This window comes from Anabaena sp. FACHB-83, from assembly GCF_014697485.1.
GTDB lineage: Bacteria > Cyanobacteriota > Cyanobacteriia > Cyanobacteriales > Nostocaceae > Nostoc_B.
Genome location: NZ_JACJRY010000005.1, coordinates 272,117 through 292,672 on the forward strand (window position 1 = coordinate 272,117; position 20,556 = coordinate 292,672).

The 20,556-nt window shown below is 41.2% G+C and carries 16 protein-coding genes; 14 read left to right on the forward strand and 2 right to left on the reverse strand.

The window, feature by feature from the left end; all coding sequences use genetic code 11:
• Nucleotides 1–84 precede the first annotated feature (84 nt).
• From H6G79_RS09090 to H6G79_RS09135, 10 genes are all read left to right on the forward strand, one after another.
• Entirely contained in the window at nt 85–414 is a 330-nt protein-coding gene (locus H6G79_RS09090) for a hypothetical protein (RefSeq protein ID WP_190588370.1), read from the forward strand.
• Nucleotides 414–755 carry a hypothetical protein gene (locus H6G79_RS09095; protein WP_190588369.1) on the forward strand — a complete coding sequence of 114 codons (342 nt, stop codon included), beginning with the start codon at nt 414–416 and terminating at the stop codon, nt 753–755. Before H6G79_RS09090 ends, H6G79_RS09095 begins: the two co-directional genes overlap by 1 nt.
• A complete protein-coding gene (locus H6G79_RS09100) occupies nt 755–3,028 on the forward strand; it encodes a collagen-like protein (protein ID WP_190588368.1) in 2,274 nt (757 codons plus the stop codon). Before H6G79_RS09095 ends, H6G79_RS09100 begins: the two co-directional genes overlap by 1 nt.
• Nucleotides 3,025–4,071 carry a hypothetical protein gene (locus tag H6G79_RS09105; RefSeq protein ID WP_190586838.1) on the forward strand — a complete coding sequence of 349 codons (1,047 nt, stop codon included), beginning with the start codon at nt 3,025–3,027 and terminating at the stop codon, nt 4,069–4,071. The genes H6G79_RS09100 and H6G79_RS09105 overlap by 4 nt, the downstream gene beginning before the upstream one ends.
• Before the next feature lie 40 nt (nt 4,072–4,111).
• Entirely contained in the window at nt 4,112–4,525 is a 414-nt protein-coding gene (locus H6G79_RS09110; protein WP_190586840.1) for a hypothetical protein, read from the forward strand.
• A complete protein-coding gene (locus H6G79_RS09115) occupies nt 4,526–5,140 on the forward strand; it encodes a hypothetical protein (protein WP_190586842.1) in 615 nt (204 codons plus the stop codon).
• Nucleotides 5,140–5,451, forward strand: a complete 312-nt coding sequence (locus H6G79_RS09120) for a hypothetical protein (RefSeq protein WP_190586844.1) — start codon at nt 5,140–5,142, stop codon at nt 5,449–5,451. The genes H6G79_RS09115 and H6G79_RS09120 overlap by 1 nt, the downstream gene beginning before the upstream one ends.
• Nucleotides 5,451–5,942, forward strand: coding sequence for a hypothetical protein (locus H6G79_RS09125; protein WP_190586846.1), 492 nt, complete (start codon nt 5,451–5,453; stop codon nt 5,940–5,942). The genes H6G79_RS09120 and H6G79_RS09125 overlap by 1 nt, the downstream gene beginning before the upstream one ends.
• A gap of 14 nt (nt 5,943–5,956) precedes the next feature.
• Nucleotides 5,957–6,193: a hypothetical protein gene (locus tag H6G79_RS09130; RefSeq protein WP_190586848.1), complete on the forward strand. Its 237-nt coding sequence runs from the start codon at nt 5,957–5,959 to the stop codon at nt 6,191–6,193.
• A gap of 65 nt (nt 6,194–6,258) precedes the next feature.
• Nucleotides 6,259–7,461, forward strand: coding sequence for an anion transporter (locus H6G79_RS09135; protein ID WP_190588366.1), 1,203 nt, complete (start codon nt 6,259–6,261; stop codon nt 7,459–7,461).
• Nucleotides 7,462–7,656: 195 nt separating this feature from the next.
• On the opposite strand, the gene H6G79_RS09140 is transcribed toward H6G79_RS09135, so the two are convergent.
• Nucleotides 7,657–8,325, reverse strand: coding sequence for a pyridoxamine 5'-phosphate oxidase family protein (locus H6G79_RS09140; protein WP_190588365.1), 669 nt, complete (start codon nt 8,323–8,325; stop codon nt 7,657–7,659).
• Between the two features lie 217 nt (nt 8,326–8,542).
• On the opposite strand from H6G79_RS09140, the gene H6G79_RS09145 reads away from it, so the two are divergent.
• A complete protein-coding gene (locus H6G79_RS09145) occupies nt 8,543–10,009 on the forward strand; it encodes a PLP-dependent aminotransferase family protein (RefSeq protein WP_190588364.1) in 1,467 nt (488 codons plus the stop codon).
• 153 nt (nt 10,010–10,162) lie between these two features.
• Here the strand turns inward: H6G79_RS09145 and H6G79_RS09150 are convergent, their stop codons facing one another.
• Entirely contained in the window at nt 10,163–10,804 is a 642-nt protein-coding gene (locus tag H6G79_RS09150; protein WP_190588363.1) for a DUF938 domain-containing protein, read from the reverse strand.
• A 126-nt stretch (nt 10,805–10,930) separates the two neighbouring features.
• On the opposite strand from H6G79_RS09150, the gene H6G79_RS09155 reads away from it, so the two are divergent.
• The 3 genes from H6G79_RS09155 (at nt 10,931) to H6G79_RS09165 (ending at nt 20,410) form a co-directional block, all read left to right on the forward strand.
• Entirely contained in the window at nt 10,931–16,336 is a 5,406-nt protein-coding gene (locus H6G79_RS09155; RefSeq protein ID WP_190588588.1) for an ATP-binding sensor histidine kinase, read from the forward strand.
• 256 nt (nt 16,337–16,592) lie between these two features.
• Entirely contained in the window at nt 16,593–19,040 is a 2,448-nt protein-coding gene (locus tag H6G79_RS09160) for an ATP-binding protein (protein WP_396019791.1), read from the forward strand.
• A gap of 89 nt (nt 19,041–19,129) precedes the next feature.
• Entirely contained in the window at nt 19,130–20,410 is a 1,281-nt protein-coding gene (locus H6G79_RS09165) for a sensor histidine kinase (RefSeq protein WP_190588361.1), read from the forward strand.
• The last annotated feature ends 146 nt before the right edge of the window (nt 20,411–20,556 follow it).

Genomic DNA, 20,556 nt, shown 5'->3' on the forward strand with positions numbered 1-20,556 from the left:
TCTACATCTTTTAGGTAAAAGAAGTAGATTTACGATTTTTTATATTCTGGTTAGAACGGATTTATTTACTAATCAAAAATCCGTATGGCAGAACCAACACTACAAGAAGTATTCGGTGCAAACGCAATACAAGACGCTAATACAATTACTATTTACAAATCTGACTTACCAGGATTGACACCACAAGAAAACAACACGGCGGAAAGTTTGCTATCAGGAATAAATGTAAAAGCAAAGCAAGCACTAACACAAAGTAACTTTGATGAAAACTTAGACCAATCAGTTTTCATCGAAAGAGGATTCTCAAATTTTACATTTCGAGGCCCTAACCAGGATTCTTACCGAGTTGACGTTTTAACAATTAACCTTGCTAAACCTGACGACAGCGACGAAATTGACCCAAATAACTATTAATGGCAGGTTGGGAAATCAGAGTAGACATACCCTACTCATATAACGGTAGTGCCGCCATACCTTATAGCTATTACCCGGTTGGTTGTTTTCGTGGTGGCTACAATTACTACCTCAATGGCGGCGATTTTATTCTTACCCATGCTGACGGTGAGACAAGACTAGGCGGCGGTTGGCTTGGTGGCTATGCAATACAAAGCTTTAACGTTGTTAATCTTGCCCCGTGTTGTCCTGATGGTTGGATGCGGTGCAAAAACGCCAATGGTACTTACTGCTGTCTTCCCTGTGATGAAATTCAAAATTCAATTGCAAGCATCACAGCAAATTTAAGGAACGTTAAATAATGAGTGATTGCTGTTCTGAGATTAAGAGCGAATTGGCCGCTTTACGTGCGGAAGTTGCCAGAATAGCCAATTTAAAATCTAACCCTGTTGATGAATACGCTCGTAGATTAGCAAAAGAAGCACTAAAAACCGCTTACCTAGCTGATGCAAATGCCTATAAAGCATTAGCAGGAGTAGAGAATGTACGCGCCGAACTCAAAGAACTCAAAGCGATTTTGGTAGCGGCGGCCGCGGCGGCGGCATTAGCGGCGGCAGCAATGGCGGCGGCGGGTGCTGCTGCTAGTGCGGCGGCGGGTGCAGTAGCTAAAGCCAGCGACGCTCTCGGTAAGATAGCTGGTTTACTTGATAAAATCAGTACCATTCTTGAGTTGATAGATTCGTTGCTGTTTTTGAAGCATTTAGTCCAGCAAATTCAGCAGGGGCAATTATCACTCGAAGATACTGTTAATGCCTTGCAACTTGGCGTGAATGCCCTACGTGGTCAAGTTGGTCGGGGTGGCCCGCCGGGACGTGACGGGCGTAACGGTAATGACGGACGACCGGGACGTGATGGACGTAACGGCGTTGACGGACGACTAGGACGTGACGGACTGCGCGGACTTCCCGGTAATGACGGTAGACGCGGACTACCCGGACGTGACGGACTGCGCGGACTTCCTGGTAGAGACGGTAGACCAGGACTGCCCGGACGTGATGGACTGCGCGGACTTCCGGGTAGTGACGGTAGACCAGGACTGCCCGGACGTGATGGGCGGAATGGCGTTGATGGTCGTAACGGTCAAGATGCTCAACCAGGAAGAAACGGCGTTGACGGTCGTAATGGCAGTGACGGCCAGCCAGGAAGAAACGGCGTTGACGGTCGTAATGGTCGTGACGGTCAACCAGGAAGAAACGGCGTTGACGGTCGTAATGGTCAAGATGGACAAGTGACAACCATCACACTAGAACGAGTCAAGGTCGAAAACAAATTTGAATATATTTACCGTCCCGCACCAGCACCAATCGTTATTCATGGTCGAAATGGTCAAAATGGTTTAGCTGGTCGTCCTGGGCGGGACGGGCGAGACGGGCGAGACGGTCGTAACGGCGTTGATGCAGTCTTAAAACCTTACCCTATACCGCGAAACGGTGTTGATGGTCGTCCTGGGCGAGACGGGCGTAACGGTTTAGATGGTCGTCCCGGTTTACGAGGTTTACCAGGAACTAACGGACGTAACGGCGTTGACGGTAGAACCGGGTTAAACGGTCGCAACGGTACAGATGGTAGAAATGGCGTTGATGGTAGAACCGGGTTAAACGGTCGCAACGGTACAGATGGCAGAAATGGGTTAAATGGTCGCAACGGCACAGATGGTAGAAACGGCGTTGACGGTAGAACCGGGTTAAATGGTCGCAACGGCATTGACGGCAGAAATGGGCTAAATGGTCGTAACGGTACAGATGGCAGAAATGGCGTTGACGGTCGTCCTGGACTCAACGGTCAAAACGGTGTTGATGGTAGAAACGGCGTTGACGGTAAAAACGGCTACGGGGTGAATGGGCGTGACGGTGTAGACGGTCGCAATGGTTTAAATGGACGCAATGGTGTAGACGGGAAAGATGGCTTGCCAGGAGAGGATGCAGATGTGAAGTTTGTAAGTATTCAGGTTCCTACTTGTGTATGTGAACAGCAGCCTGATGGTAGTTGGAAACCAAAACGAGTTAATACCACTGTGACAGCGATCGCAAATAAATCTGGAACTGCCAATAATTCAAAAACCATAATTTCGGAATATGAAGAGTTATACAAAGCGAATGAAGAACTTTGTTTAGCGAAAAATAAAGAATTTGAAGCTTTTCTCTCAGTGCCAGATCACTGGCCGACTCGTAGCGGACAAAAACCACAATTAGCAATTCAATATGCTGAGAATAAAGGTAACGGCAAAATTGGTAGAACAAGGTGGACATTATTACTACCACACTACCGCTACGGGCAGAATCATGAGCCAAAATTCCCTAATTATGAAAAAGGTTCTTTTTTAGGCGTGCAAGAGCTAAATGACAACTCAAAAATTATTGTTTGGTGTAAATCAAAACCAGAATGCTTAAGAGTTATTAATGCTTTAAAAGCATACGTTGAACCAAAATATTTAGAAGGTATTAACCCCCCAACAGTTACAGACTCAAACGCTAAAAGAAAAGAGGTTTCTGTAACTCCTACACTAATGCAATTCTTCCCCAATGGGCAAAAAGATGATGCTCCAGCATGGTCTAAAAAGTTGAGGAAGAAATGAATAAAGCTTTAGAATTTGACGCTGTTTTCATGGTTAATGGTAGGATGGCAATAAAATTACAAACTTTTGCTAAACTACTGCATTACTCCGATGTTTATTTACTTCAATTAGTTAAGAAAATAGCCAAAAAAGGGGTAAAAGTAGGGTTCAAATGGAGAAGAAACTGGTACATATTCTTACCAAGAACTCCTATCAACAAACTTATTAATAATAAAAACAACTCTAACAATAATAACAGCAATAGTAGTGATGGAAGCAACGGTGCGACCATGCCATCAGGTAATACTATTAATGATGATTGGGAAGATGCTATTAATGAATTTCCTAGCGGAATTACGGATAGTTTAGCTAGGACAAGTTTTACAATTAGCACGATTAATAACCAGCTTGTCATTGCTACCGGATTTATTGACCTACTTTCTTCGGCTGTAGACCCGAAGAAAGTAACTCTACAGTTTCCCTTGTCTCAGCAAGATTTCAAAGCTACGACTGATTACAAGTACGGCTATTACATTTATTACCGTGAGGATAGAATGTCTACTTTTGATCCAGGCGATGCAGGAACTTTAAAATCTACCCAATTACCAGCAGCTTTATTTGAAATCTGTAGAGCGTTGGATGCTGCTGAGAATACTCGTAATGGTGCTAACCCAGGTCTGACACCACGCCGAAACATCTCTACAACTGTGAGCTTTGACACAGGAACAATTGCTGTAGCTGCAACCATTCCAGTTACACCTAGCATTGGTGCTGGTGGATTAATCCAATTGACAGCTAGTGATTACCTTGGCGCTCCCTACTCTAACTTTACTAACGGCGGTGGTGATTTAGCTTCTGATACTTTGCCGGAAGCATTGTTAGAAATGGCTAATTTACTTGCAGCAGCCGAGAAAGCTGTTACACCAGCAGAAAACCAGCCAAATAATGTACAGGTTCAGTTTGATTTAGAAACTGGCTCTGCTACTATCAGCGCCAATATGCCTTTTACCACTGCGGCTGCAACTAATGGTGATGTTACTGTTCATGCCATTGATTATCTCTAATTCGTGAATATCCACAATTTATTCATAGGTAGGTAATTAAATGGCTGGTAAATTAGGCCCTAGAGCTACAGTTTTATTCAAATCTGGCAGTGGTCAAGGTAAAGGCGCAAAATCTCAATATGTTTATATGTTGAGGTCTGTTGCTGAAAAATTGGGGTTGAAAATCGTACCTGATGCTACCGTGACTCGTAAAGCACCAGCAAGCAGTAAAGGGAAAAAAGAAATTAAAGTTTCTGTCAGGGGTAGTTTTGGTGCAAAGCGGGTTAAAGTACCTTTACCTGGCACTCAAAGTAATACTGCTACGAGAAAGGGTGTGAAAGTCAAGTATCTTTCTGTTCCCGTTCCGGCTGATGCCACAATTGCGGACATTAAAAAGTTTCTGCAAGGTGCTAGTAAGAAACCCCAAAGTTTTGTTAGTCCCAATGGACGCACTTATTCACTCTCTACTAAGTAGATGATTGAAACTCGGCTAGTTTTTAGGAATGAGTACAGACTGGATTTAAAACCAGTTGAATCAATACTCATTCCTTATCTCTTCAATAATGAATCAAATTTAATTATTTCTGTAGATGCCAACCCAAGCAGAAATTATAAGAGTAGCGGTAAAATCGACCAAATTTTAATTGACTACTCACAAACTGTTATTGGCAGTTCTCAGATATTAAGATTTGGCAGGCAGTTATTACAGTTTCCCCAACTAGGAAGATTTAAGCTGAAACTTTACCCAAATTATTATTTAGGTAAAACCACAATTTCCATTAGTACTCAAGAAGTGATTGCACCAACATCTTTTGATAATTGTACTTCTGATGAAGTAGCTCTCACTGCCAATAATACAAGCGTAATTCTAGCAGCAAATGAATTACGCACTTATGCACTACTAACGAATAATTCTTTAATTGACATCACAATTATTCTTGGTGAAATTGAAATCGCAACACCAGGATTAGGAATTGTGATTAAACCAGGGGGTAATTATGAAATCAATCTAGACAATCTTTACAAAGGTGTCATTACTGCTGTTTCTGCTAATGATTCTCAGCTTTTCTGTGTGGAGTGTAGTGAATAATGGCTTTATTTAATCCATCACAAGTTACTGTAACTATTCCATCAAGTTCTAGTGCAGTACCTACAACTGTCAACGCTAGTGCTAGTAGTCAATCTTTGCTTGCAGCTAATTCAAATCGCAGAGGTGCAACGATTTGGAATAATAGCACTGCTAATTTATATATTGAACTTGGTTCCACAGCTTCTTTAACTGCGTTTACTGCCAAATTGCTTCCAGGGGGTTATTATGAAACACCATTTAACTATATTGGCGCAATTTCTGGCATTTGGGATGCTGTTAATGGAAACGCACAGATTAGAGAATTAACTTAATGCCTCTGAGTAATCCAAATGTTATTACTCCATCTGCTTGTTATCGGCGGACAGCAAATTTAGTTTTAACGTCTAATTCTTTAACTAAATTGTCTTACAACAGTAAAGAAGAAGACACACATAACGCCTATAACAGCACTACAGGTAATACAACATCAGGAAGATTTACTGTTGTTTCTGGTTTTCCCGGTAAGTATAGGTTAAATGCTGGAGTTTCGATTAATTTTAACGCCAATGGTAATCCGGCAGGAACCACAATTATTGCATTGTATGTTTATAAAAATAATTCTCTTTACTGCTTACTGGGTAGAAGTGTTTGTACTGGTATATCCGGCGCTTCTGATGGCGCAAATGGTTATGTTGATATTCCTAATTTGATTGTTGGTGATTTTTTGGACGTGAGAGTTAACGCTATTTTTACTACTTCTAATGGCATTATCAGTCTGAATGGTAGTGATAATTGTCCACTTTCTATTAGTTATGTTCAGTGACACAAGATGAACAGATGAACGAAAAACCTAATTTAACTAATGAACGTATAGCCATGTTGGGAGTGTTCATCACACTTTTAACTATTTCTTCCAATGTTGTAGTTTACTTGATTAGTGGTGGGTTTTCCGCCGGAACTAAGCTCTCGGAAATTAAATCCGATATCAAAATTATGCGGAATGACATCAAAAGCTCTAACCAGATGCAAGATTACAGAATCAAGCAGTTAGAAGAAAAAATCAACCCCCAATGATGAGTACTAGTCACTCTCTGGGGATTCAATCTACATCCCTGTTAACTAGGGTGGGAAAGTAGGCAATGATAGTTCTCAGATACTTAGTAATTTTACTGACTTATATTGGTCTAGGACTGGGCTATTTACCTGGGCTGCGGATGAATCGTGCCACGATCGCCCTTGTGGGTGCGGCTTTTTTAATGGCATTGGGATTACTGGATTTATCTGCGGCGTGGAGTGCTATTGACTACAAAACCCTTGTCTTTTTGTTTGGGATGATGATTATTAGTGCTAATCTGGCGGCTTCTGGTTTTTTTCAGTTGGCTGTTGATTACACTATCCGTTATGTCCACAGTCCATTAGGGTTATTAATAGTCTTAACTTTTGGCAGTGGCTTTCTCTCAGCACTATTCCTCAATGATACGATCGCTCTTATCCTCACGCCTTTGGTAGTTGGCATCACTCAGTTACTCAGTCTCAACCCTGTTCCTTATTTGTTGGCGTTGGCTGGTGCAACTAATCTGGGTTCTGTTGCTACCCTGAGTGGTAATCCACAGAATATTTTAATTGGTTCGTTTTCGGGGATTAGTTATCTAGACTTTGCCAAGGCTTTGACACCACTAGCTTTAATCGGTTTGGTAATTCAGGTAGGTTGGTTATGGTGGTTATATCCAGAGGTGCGATCGCTACATCCTTATCTAAAAGTTGAACTACCACGCTACCGCACCTTCAAACCATTGTTAGTCAAGAGTTTATTAATTACTACTGGATTGTTGATAGCTTTTTTGCTGGGAATTCCCACGGCGGAAGCTACCCTGATAGCGGCTGGATTATTACTCGTTACACGCCGGATCAAACCAGCGCGAATTTTGCCAAAAGTTGACTGGGACTTGCTATTGATGTTTTGTGGGTTGTTTATCCTAACTGAAGGTGTCCAAAAATTGGGGGCGCTGGAATGGTTTTCTCCTTTCGTTCATACTCCCTGGAGTATTTTGGGAGTCACGGTGTTGTTATCGAATCTTGTTTCTAATGTCCCGGCGGTACTGCTACTACATCACCTCATTCCCCATCCTGACAAGCAAACTTGGCTACTACTAGCGGCGGCTTCCACACTGGCAGGAAATTTAACGCTGTTGGGTTCTGTTGCCAATTTGATTGTAGCGGAGGCAGTTGCTAAGAAAGGATATCGGCTGACATTTGGCGAACATTTGCGATTTGGGCTACCGCTAACTGTTGTAACTCTGGCGCTTACCTATGTTTGGATTTTTAAACTCAGAGTTTGGTGAATTTATATGTATACCAAACCCTTACACCCAGTTTCCACAGAAAATCTTTGTGCTTAAGTCTTATATTAGGAATACGGTTTGATTCCTGAATCTAATTGTGTAGGCAGGGAGTAGGGAATGGGGAGTAGGGAGTAGGAAAGAAGTCTGCTCTGGGTGTACTGATTTTTTTCAGAAATCAAATATTAGTCCTATACATTAGTTCAGTTTCTGTGGTCTGGTATAGTTTTTGAAATTAGGCGGTACTGCAATATTGGGGGCTAATTTAGCATCGTTTATAGGTACAGCCGCCGTCAATTTTAAGGGAATTTCCCCAGCCCAGACGGGTATTTGATAATCAACTTCATCATCAATTGGCCCTCCAGTCCGAATCTTGGCGCTGGCTTCTGTCAGGGGCAACGATAACACTATGGTTCTAGATAATTCTTGATGATTGGGCGATCGCACTTCCTGCCATCTTCCTAAAATGACATGTTCTGTAAATGCTTGCAAGGCTGCTAATTTCTGGGCTGCATCCTCGATTAAAGTTGCTTTACCAAAAATAACCACTGAGCGATAATTCATGGAGTGGTGAAATGCCGATCGCGCTAATACCAACCCATCAATTAAAGTTACAGTGACGCAAACATCAATACCTTGTTGCAGCGATCGTAACATTCGACTAGCGGGTGAACCATGAATATACAATGTATCTTCAATCCGCCCATAGGCTGTAGGAATGACAACAGGTTGTCCATCATTAATAAAACCAACATGACAGACTAATCCTTCATCTAATATTTGATAAATTGTCTCGCTTTCGTAGTTGGCTCTTTGGGGTATACGTTTAACTGTGGTTCTTGGGCTGGGGGCTTTTGGTTGAGGCATAACTAAAAGTTCCTACTCTATATCGTTAGAGTAATCAGGTAAGTGGAGTGATACAAGAGCCACTTTTCAATTAAATTACCAGTCCACTTACCGCAGATTCGATATTTATGAGGTACAGCAACTGATTGGAAAAAGTAATGAGTAAATTTCTGACTCATTACTTATTACTCATGGTGTACCTCACTTACTTCAAAAGTGCTGTATTTGTAATACTCCTATGGATTTTGTGATTAGTATTGATTCCCAAGCAGCTTTACCTTTACATCGCCAAGTTTATACAGAAATTCGTCAGGCAATTCTTACAGGGAGATTAACTCCAGGAGAAAAACTACCTTCAACTCGTGTGCTGGCTCAATTACTTGGTGTTTCTCGCGCCACCGTTACCCAAAGTTATGAAATGCTTCTGAGTGAAGGTTATCTAGAAACCAGTGTTGGTTCGGGAACTTTTGTCTGTCGTCAACTCCCTGATGATTTACTCAACACCACACCTATTCCACTAAAATTACCAGCAAATCCGCGTCCCATATCCTTATCAACCTATGGCGAAAGGTTGAGTCAGGGTAAATTTTTACACATTCCTGAAGCAGATGTCGAGATTAGCTTTAGTTATGGACGACCAGCTTTTGATGAGTTTCCGATTAAGTTGTGGCGTAAGCTCTTATCTCGCCATTGTCAGTCTAGTAAGTCAGTGCTTGATTATACTTACAATTCACAGGGTTATCAACTTTTGCGGGAGGCGATCGCAGCTTATCTATCTCGCTCCAGAGCCGTGAAATGTAACTCTGAGCAAATCATAATTGTCGGTGGTTCACAACAGGGGATTGATTTAATTACTCGTATATTAATTAACCCTGGTGATTGCATAGCAGTGGAAGATCCAGGATATTTAAGTGCTAGACGAGCTTTTTTAGGGCAAGGAGCTAATTTATTTCCTGTAGCTGTAGATCAGTCAGGATTAATTGTCCATCATTTAACAACAGGTATAATTCCTAACATTAAGCTTGTTTATGTCACCCCATCACATCAATTTCCCACAGGTGCGACACTATCGCTGACTCGCAGGTTAGAGTTACTAGCTTGGGCAAAAAAATCAGGGGTAATGATTATTGAAGATGACTATGATAGCGAGTATCGTTATGGTAAACGACCGATTCCCGCATTGCAAGGATTAGACCAAGGTAACTCAGTCATTTATGTGGGGACATTTTCTAAAGTTTTATTTCCGGCCTTACGTCTGGGTTACTTAGTTTTACCTCCAGATTTAGTACCAATATTTGCCCGTGGGAAATGGTTAGCAGATCGGCAATGCAGTTTATTAGAACAATATGCCTTGACAGATTTTATTACCGAAGGACATTTAGAACGACATATTAGACGGATGCGATCGCTTTACGACGGACGCAGGCAAAGTTTGGTACAGTCTTTATTTGACCATTTTGGCGACAAAATCAAAATCCTAGGAGAAAATGCCGGAATGCACTTAATGGTCAAGTTCAACACTAAACTCAGTGATGATGAAATAGTTCAGCGTGCTGCTCTGGCTGGAGTGAATATAGGGGCAGCATCTCCCCAATATTTAAAAGATAGCCCTGGTAGTGAATTTATCTTTGGATATGCTGAACTCAGTCATCAGAAAATACAAGAGGGGGTACGTCGATTAGCTCAAGTGATTTTAATTGATTAAGCGGATATGATGTCATACCAATTCACGAAATTACTGATACAAATCACGTCCTCTGCTCCTCTGCTTCCGGTCGCCGAGCGACTTGTACCGAGCGTTCGCGCAGCGTCTCCGTCAGAAGAAGTCGAGGTAAGTCGAGATGCTACTTTATATGTATTACTTCCGTTCAAAAACTACGGAGAGATTATTAGCTGGCATTTCGTAAATCTGTTTCAGGACAAGATGCTCGGTTTGAGCGACGGCTATAACATCATCCAAGTTACGCACACCCCATTCTGGGTTTTGGGAACGTAAATATTCATCAAAAGCAGCATTACTTGGGGCTGTATGTTCTCCACCTTGTTTAAAAGGGCCGTATAAATATAAAATACCACCCACAGGTAAAATACGATTCGCCCCTGCCATCAGTCCTAAACAAGCTGACCAAGGTGAAATGTGAATCATATTAATATTGACGATGGCGACAATGGGCGAATTATTTAGCAATTGGGTTGTTGTTTCTTGCTCTAGCACCCACACAGCTTCTTTAGCATCCAGTTCCAATGGTGGATAAACATTTTGACATCCATAGTGTTCAGTCCAAGCAACTATACTTGCTCTGGCTTGGGGACTGACATCTGTTGGTAGCCACATCACATTTCTGAGTTGCGATGCAAAATAAATTGCGTGTTCACCTGTACCACTGGCAATTTCCAAGACTGTTCCACTTTTAGGTAATACTTTTAACAGTACTTCGAGAATTGGTTGGCGATTGCGCTCGGTAGCTGGGGCTGATTGTCTTGCATCTTGTGTTGTCATGCTTATGGTTTTAGTGGTTGATTTTACGGTTATTGTGGCAATTTCAAGGTAAATTTTGCTCCTAGTATCAATTAACTTCTATACATGGGAATACTACGTTTAGAAGTTTTCTCGACTAAAAGTAGTATGGCTGCAACTCAATTTAGTATTCCCGGATATGTAGTTAGTGAGCAAATCTATGATGGGTTCAGAACTTTAGTTTACCGAGCGTTCAGAAAAACTGACAATTTACCTGTAGTCCTGAAACTCCTGAGAAATCCTTACCCCAGTTTTAGTGAAATTGTCCAATTTCGCAACCAGTATACAATAGCTAAAAATCTCAATCATCCTGGAATTATTCAAACTTATAGTCTGGAACAGTTTCAAAATAGCTATGTTTTGGTGATGGAAGATTTTGGGGGAATTTCCTTAACCGAATGGCGAAAGGGAATAAGCGGTGAATTTTTTGAGGAATTTTTGCAAATAGCGATCGCCCTCTGTAATATCTTAGATACACTTTACAAAAATCGGATTATTCATAAAGATATTAAACCCAGAAATATCTTAATTAACTCCACAACTAAACAAGTTAAGTTAATTGACTTTAGTATTGCATCTTTATTACCACGAGAAACTCAAACCCTAGTTAATCCCAACGTATTAGAAGGAACACTTGCTTACATTTCTCCAGAACAAACTGGGAGAATGAATCGCGGGGTTGATTATCGCACAGATTTTTATGCCTTGGGTGTAACTTTTTATGAATTACTCACAGGTGAATTGCCATTTGTATCTGATGATGCAATGGAATTATTACATTGTCATATTGCCAAAACACCGACGGGATTAGGAAACAGAAAAGATATTCCCCAAGTTATTTCCAAGATTGTGATGAAATTGATGGCGAAAAACGCCGAAGATAGATATCAAAGCGCATTGGGGCTGAAATTTGATTTAGAAAAATGTTTACAGCAGCTAAAAGAAACTGGTGAGATTCAAAGCTTTGAAATTGCTAGTCGGGATGTGTGCGATCGCTTCATCATTCCTGATCAACTTTATGGCAGAGAAACAGAAGTAAAAACTCTACTCCAAGCATTTGATAGAGTAAGCCAAGGTGTAACCGAAATGATGCTTGTCGCTGGTTTCTCTGGAATTGGTAAAACAGCAGTAATCAACGAAGTACATAAACCAATTGTCCGCCAACGTGGCTATTTTATCAAAGGTAAATATGACCAATTTCAACGGAATATTCCCTTCAGTGCCTTTGTGCAAGCATTCCGTGATTTAATGGGGCAATTACTCTCAGAATCAAATGCACAATTGCAAACTTGGAAAATCAAAATTTTAGAAGTTGTCGGCGAAAACGGACAAGTTTTAATTGATGTCATTCCCGAATTAGAACGCATTATTGGCGCACAAGAACCTGCTACAGAACTATCAGGAACTGCTGCGGAAAATAGATTTAATTTGCTATTGCAAAAGTTTGTGAAAGTTTTCACTCATCCAGAACATCCCTTAGTGATATTTTTAGATGATTTGCAATGGGCAGACTCCGCATCACTGAAATCGCTACAATTGTTGATGCAAGATACAAAACATTTATTGCTCTTGGGAGCATATCGAGATAATGAAGTATCACCAACTCACCCATTTATCTTGACTGTAGATGAGCTAAAAAAAACAGGCGCAGTTATCAATAAAATTATCCTCCAAGCCTTAAGCGAAACTAATCTCAATCATTTAGTTGCAGATACACTAAATTGTGAATCATCACTTGCCCAACCTTTGACAACATTAATCTATCAAAAAACTAAAGGTAATCCTTTTTTTGCTACCCAGTTTCTCAAAGCCTTAAATAACGAAAACTTGATTACATTTGACTTGGAATATCGTCATTGGCAGTGTGATATTGCTCAAGTGAAAGCTTTAGCAATTACTGATGATGTAGTAGAATTTATGTCACTGCAATTGCAGAAGTTTCCCCAGCAAACTCAAAATATTCTCAAGTTAGCAGCTTGTATTGGGGCGCAGTTTGATTTGCAGACATTGGCAATTATTTCGGAACAAACACCAGAAACAACGGCGGCAGATTTATGGAAAGCTTTGCAAGCAGGATTAATCGTTCCCAATACAGAGATTTATAAATTCTTTGTTCAATATGAATATATTTCTGGTATTTATGCAGCAGCTAATCCAGTTTATCGCTTTTTACATGACCGAGTTCAACAAGCAGCTTATTCCCTGATTCCTGATGACAACAAGCAAGTCACACATCTCAAGATTGGACAGTTACTGCTGCAAAATTCTGCCGCCATAGAACGAGAAGAAAAACTGTTTGATATTGTGGGACATTTAAACCAAGGACAAGCATTAATTAATCAACCACAGGAACGAGAAGCTTTAGCAGAACTTAACTTGCAAGCTGGGAATAAAGCCCGACATTCAACCGCTTACACCGCCGCTAGAGAATACTTTCAGACTGGTATTGACTTATTAGAGGTTAATTGTTGGCAAAGTCAGTATGAATTAGCTTTGAATTTATATATAGCTGCAACGGAAGCCAGTTATTTGAATGGTGATTTTAATGGTATGGAACAACTTGCAGCCGTAGTATTGCAGCAGGCACAGAGCATTGTTGACAAAGTTAAAATCTACGAAATTCAAATTGCCGCATTAACAGCAAGTAGTCAAATATTAGCAGCGATCGCAGTCGGCAGAGAAGCTCTAGCCCAATTGGGAGTTGAATTACCCAGCCAAGTAGACGAAACTTACATTGGCAAAGCTTTAGCAGCAGTTAACCAGCAACTCCAAGGACGAGAAATTGCTGCCCTGATTGACTTACCTCTGATGAGTGAACCTCAAGCTCAAGCTGCAATCCAGATATTAAGTATGTTGTTTCCACCAGTGTTACTGGGAATGCCTGGTTTAATGCCCATTCTCGGCGCAACAATGGTACGCTTATCCCTAGAGTTTGGCAATACTCCCGCCTCCATCCCTGGCTATGCAATTCATGGGATGGTGATGTGTGCCTTTTTTAGCGAAGTCGAAATCGGTTATGAATTTGGTAAATTATCCCTCTCCTTACTAGAAAAGTTGAATGCTCAAGGTATGAAGTGCATCACTCTTAATCTGTTTGGGGCTTTCATCCACCATCGCCGACAAGCACTGTTGAAAACGCTAATCATCCAGAAAGAAAGCTATCGGGCGGGGATGGAAACGGGCGATTTCCTGTACGCTGGCTATAGCATACAAGGGTATGCCTTTGGAGGGTTGTTCACAGGTTCTGAACTGAACGCTTTGGCGGCTGAATTAACTGCTTACAGTGCTGCTCTAGCTCAATTTAAGCAAGATTCGGCGCGAGTTTATCTGGATATGATACAGCAAACAGTGGCCCAATTTAGAGAAAAAGTGAGCCAACCCGATTGCTTAATTGGCACTTTCTATGATGAAACGGTAATGTTCCCGAAGCATGAACAGGATAGGGATCTCACGGCGTTCGCTTTTACGTACAACTACAAACTGCTACTTGCCTACTCTTTTGGCAATTATCACGCTGCCCTCGAATATATCACCCAATTTAAGTTCTATTTAATGGCAGTATCAGGAATGTTTTTAGTTCCCCTGTTCCATTTCTATGCAGCCCTCACCCACCTCGCAGTTATTACCGCAGCACCAGAAGAAATGCTCACCGAGGTAGAAACCCATCAAAATATTCTGCACCAGTGGGCGCAAGATGCTCCCATGAATCATTTACATAAATGGCATTTAGTAGAGGCGGAAAAATTACGAGTTACTGGTGATAAATTAGCGGCGATAGAACATTACGAACAAGCCATTACCCTGGCGAAAACTCACAAATTTCTCAACGAAGAAGCCTTAGCCAACGAATTAGCTGCCAAATTTTATCTTGATTGGGGCAAAGAAAAAATCGCCCAAACCTACATGATGGAGTCTTATTACTGTTATGCGCGGTGGGGTGCAAAAGCCAAAGTTATCGATTTAGAAACCCGTTATCCCCAACTACTTCTAGCAATTCTGCACAAACAACAACCGACTTTCAAACCAACAGAAACAATCATTTCTATCTCCTCTCACACCATCCAAAGTTCCTCTCTGAGCAATACTAGCCTTTCACAAGCCCTCGATTTAGCAACTATTCTCAAAGCATTTCAATCTTTATCGAGTGAAATTGAGTTAGATAAATTACTCTCAACTTTACTTCAAGTAATCCTCGAAAATGCCGGAGCCGATAAATGTGCATTACTGATGCCAAAAGATGATTCTTGGGTAATTGAAGCATTATCTCAATTTCAAAAACCTGCCATTGTTTTACGCTCTTTACCCTTTGAGAAAATAGTCCCAGTTACTTTAATTAATCGGGTGAAAAATACGCTGGCTGTCACTGTAATTGCCAATGCCATAGTCGAGCCAACTTTGCTTGCCGATCCTTATATTCTGCACCATGCACCCAAGAGTATTTTCTGTGCGCCAATCCTCAAACAAGGCAAATTGATTGGCATTTTATACTTAGAAAATAACTTAACAATGGGCGCATTTACCAGCGAACGCATTGAAATTCTCAACTTACTCTGTACTCAAGCCGCAATTTCTCTAGAAAACGCCAACCTATATCGTCAATTAGCAGATTATTCCCACAATCTCGAACAAAAAGTAGCAGAACGTACCCAAGAATTAACAGCCAAAGCTACTCAGCTAGAATTAACACTCAATCAACTTTACTCAACTCAATCCCAACTCATTCAAGCTGAAAAAATGTCTAGCTTAGGACAATTAGTTGCTGGAATTGCCCATGAAATTAATAATCCAGTTAACTTTATTTATGGTAACTTACAACCAGCCAGTGAATATGTAGAATCCTTAATTGAATTAAATAACTTATATCAGCAACTTTATCCCCAACCATTGCCAGAGATTGCTAATAAAATCGCCGATGTTGAACTAGAGTTTCTCATTCCAGATTTACAGAATCTTCTGTCATCCATGAAAATAGGAGCAAGCCGTATTAGTGAAATTGTACAGTCACTGCGAAACTTTGCCCGTTTGGATGAAGCAGAAATAAAACCAGTAGATATCCACACTGGTATTGATAGTACGCTGTTGATTTTACAGCATAGATTTCAGATGAATAGCCAACATCCAGAGATTCAAGTAATTAAAAAATATGGGAAATTACCTTTAGTTAATTGTTATGCTTCTGCTCTTAATCAAGTGTTAATGAATATCATTAATAACGCCATTGATGCGCTAGAGATGAATCCCAATCCTCAAATTATCATCCAAACTGAGTTGATCAATGACAAAAAGGCAGTGATCAAGATTAAAGACAACGGGATAGGAATTAGTAAGTCTGTACAGTCTCAAATATTTAACCCATTCTTCACTACAAAATGTGTAGGTCGTGGTACAGGTTTAGGGCTATCAACTAGTTATTCGATTGTGGTAGAAAAACATGGCGGTCAATTAAGTTGTATTTCCGCACCAGGAGAGGGGGCAGAGTTTATCATTGAAATTCCTGTATTGGAATATTTTTAAAATTTAAATGAAACCCTTTATTGGATAAAATCTGAGTTGGTGTCAAAATCAAAATGTAAAAATCTGATATAAGAGAATGAAAGAATTATTAAGATATTAAAAACCTCAATCAACAAATTGAAAGAAAAATCAAAAATAATCCACTCATAACTCCTTACTCATAACTCATCATACTTTCCTCCCCGCAGGGTCTTGGTTATCTTGCTTCACAAATGGGCATCATAAATTATCTATCTTGAATCTGTTACAGATGCCTATGTCCGTCTTATCGTTCTGGCAATCTTCCTCATCAGGGAAAAAACCTGTCGGAGATTCGCCCCTCAGCGCCAAATCTGGTAAAGCTTCGCGCAGCTTGTTAGCTAAGGTCATTGTGGGTGGTACTACTTTATTTGTAGTTGTTGGTGCTTATTTTAGCTATCAAACCCTGCGAAGTGTTATGCTCGGCAATCTCAAGAATCAAGTGCTGTCAGAGGTGAAACAGAGTGGAGATGAGATTGATCACTGGCTGGCAATTCTCAAGGTGAGAGTTGATATGTTGGCGAACACGGATTTAGTGCGCTCCGTGGATTGGTCGATCGCTAGTAAATATTTAAAGGCAGAAGACGAGCGACTTGAGGATTTTTCCCTGTTTGGTTTAACCACACCAGATGGATGGCGAGAGAGTACAGTCCCCAATAGTAAGCGGGCAAGTGTTACAGATAGACGCTGGTTTCAAAGGTCGATCGCTGGCTATGTTCATGTCGGCGATCCCATGATTGCGAGAGCGAATGGTGTGTCATCAGTTCCTATCTCCGTTCCTATCCGCAAAGATGGTAATCCATCGAGTCCCCCCATCGGCGTAGTGCATGGTAGTGTTGCTGTCGATCGCATCAAGGATGTCACAGAAAAACTCAAATACGGCAACAATAGCTATGCTTTTACCCTCAACTCCGCCGGACAAGCCATCATCCATCCTAACCCTGACTTCATGACTACGATTGAAAAACCAGGGATCAAATTGATTGATGCGACAGATCCGGGTTTAGCTGCGATCGCCAAAAAGATGGTCAATCGCCAACAAGGTATAGAATTAGTCAACATCGACAAAACTGTTAAATATGTAGCGTTTCTCCCCCTCAAAGAAGCTAACTGGTCGGTAGCACTAGTAATTCCCCGCGAAAATATTGAATCTCAGCTAAAACTCCTCGATATCATCGCTTTTGCAGTCTTAGCCTTGGCAGGGGCATTAATTGGGGTGTTGGTTTATGTCCAATCTACAGAACAAGCCCAACTCAAACAATCAAAAGCCTTAGCCGATGCAGCCAAAGAAATTGCTGACAGTGCCAACAATGCCAAAAGTGAATTTCTTGCCAACATGAGTCATGAACTCCGCACGCCGTTGAATGGGATTCTTGGCTATGCCCAAATTCTCGGACGTTCCAAAGCCTTACCAGAAAAGGAACGTCAGGGAGTCAACATTATCCACCAGTGCGGGACTCATTTGCTGACACTGATTAACGATATTTTGGATCTTTCCAAAATCGAAGCACGAAAACTGGAACTTGCGCCCCAAGCTTTTCACTTACCGTCTTTTTTGCAAGGTGTGGTGGAAATTTGCCAAATTCGGGCGCAGCAGAAAGGCATTGAGTTTCACTACGAACCGGATGCTGATTTGCCCTTGGGTATTAGTGCTGATGAAAAACGCCTGCGCCAAGTTTTGATTAACTTACTAGGTAACGGCATTAAGTTTACCGATCGCGGTAGTGTCACACTACAAGTTCACCGCATTGGACAAGATTCCGACAATAGCACTAAACTGCGCTTTAGCATTGTCGATACTGGAGTGGGGATTGCCACCGCAGATATCAATAAACTCTTCCAAACCTTTGAACAAGTAGGAGATCAAAAGCGGAAAGTCGAAGGTACAGGGCTGGGATTAGCCATTAGCCAACAGCTTGTACAGTTAATGGGTGGACAAATTAAAGTCAAGAGTCAGCTTGATGCGGGTAGCGAATTTTCTTTTGAGATTGTTCTGCCTTTAGCCAGTGATTGGAGTCAACAGCAGACAGCATCGCTAGGTAAAATTATTGGCTACGAAGGCCGACAGCAGCATATTTTAGTGGTAGACGATCGCTGGGAAAATCGCGCCGTTTTAATGAATCTGCTAACGCCACTAGGATTCATCATCACCGAAGCCGAACACGGACAAGCTGCTTTAGACAAACTCCAGCAACATCTCCCTGATATTGTTATTACTGACTTAGTGATGCCTGTAATGGATGGTTTTGAACTGCTGCGCCGGATTCGGGAACAGGAACAATTGCGATCGCTCAAAGTGCTTGTCTCTTCCGCCTCCGTTGCTCAAATCGATCAACAAATGAGTATTGATGCTGGTGGCGATGATTTCCTTGCCAAACCAGTGCAAGTCAATGATTTGTTTAGATTGCTGGAAAAACATCTGCAACTCACTTGGAAAACAGAAGATACTCCCGATCAATCAGCAGATGAACAGCAAGCAACAGAACTAATTCCACCCCCTCCAGAGAGTCTCCAGGCTTGGTTAGAACTTGTGCAGGAAGGGCGATTGAAAAAGCTGATCACAGCAGCCGAACAACTGGAACAACAAAATCATCAATACAAACCCTTCACCCAGAAAATTATTCAACTGGCAAAACAGTTCCAAAGCGAACAACTGGAACAATTCATTCAGCAGTATCTTGCTTAAAAGCAGAATTATCAGACTTTGAGCTATCAACAATTTCCCAACTTCAGTAGTGACTAAAGGCTGACTATATTTACGTCCACACTTCCAAAATGATGTACACACCGCCAATATCTACCATCACTGGTTTAGTTTTAATTGTTGATGATACCCCCTCCAATCTAGAGGTAGTTTCCGAGACTCTGGGGGATGCAGGCTTTGATATAGCTATAGCAACCAGTGGCGATCGCGCTCTCCAACAAATCGAACGCCGTCTTCCCGACCTGATCTTACTAGATGTGATGATGCCGGGAATCGATGGCTTTGAAACTTGCCAACGGTTGAAAGCCAACGAACGCACCCGCCATATCCCAATCATTTTTATGACTGCTCTTTCCGACGGTGAAAGCAAAGTTAAGGCATTAGAACTAGGAGCCGTAGATTATATAGTCAAGCCCTTCTATGAAAAAGAAGTTTTGGCAAGAGTTAGTACCCATTTGCAACTATCTCAACTCACCAAAAACCTTGCAGCCCAAGTCACCCAAAAAGCAGCAGAACTAGAAGCATCTCAACTGCAACTGATTCAAAATGAAAAAATGTCTGCCTTGGGTAATCTCATCGCTGGGGTAGCCCATGAAATCAATAATCCGATCAGCGCAATTGTGGGCAATGTCGATGCAGTGCAAGATTATCTGAATGACTTATTAGGTATTATCGATCTCTATGCACAGACATTCCCCCAACCTGGTGCAGAAATTGAAGATGAACTGACAGCAGTCGATTTAGATTACCTCCGAGAAGATTTACCCAAACTCATTCGGGCGATGAAAGATGGAGGCGATCGCATTACATCCATCAGTCAAAGTCTGCGAATTTTTTCGCGTGCGGATAGCGACACCAAACAATCTTTTAATATCCACCAAGGCATTGATAGCACTATTTTAATTCTCCAACATCGCCTCAAAGCAAACGAACAACGTCCGGCAATTATCGTAATTAATAACTATGATAATTTGCCTGAAGTTGAATGTTTTCCGGGTCAACTGAATCAGGTATTTATGAATATATTGGCTAATGCCATTGATGCTTTAGATGAATCCAGTCAAGGACGCAGTTTTGCAGAAATTCAAGCTAATCCCAACAGTATTAAAATTACTACATCAATCAATAATCACTATGTAAAAATCTCCATTGCTGATAATGCTAAAGGGATGAGTGAAGCGGTTAAACAAAAAATATTTGACCATTTATATACTACTAAACCAGTAGGTAAAGGTACAGGTTTAGGTTTGGCTATAGCAAAACAAATTGTTGAACAAACTCACAAAGGACAATTAAGTTGTCATTCTATCCTTGGTCAAGGTACTGAGTTTATTATTGAAATACCTGTTTAATATGTTTGTAAAAATCCAGAATCAGAATTGTAAGAATTCAGCACCCAGGAGTCAGAATTCAGAATTTATCAGGACTGTTATGTAACTAGGATATTCATTGACCCAATCTTATCCTAATTCTTTAACCTTCTGAATCCTGAATTATT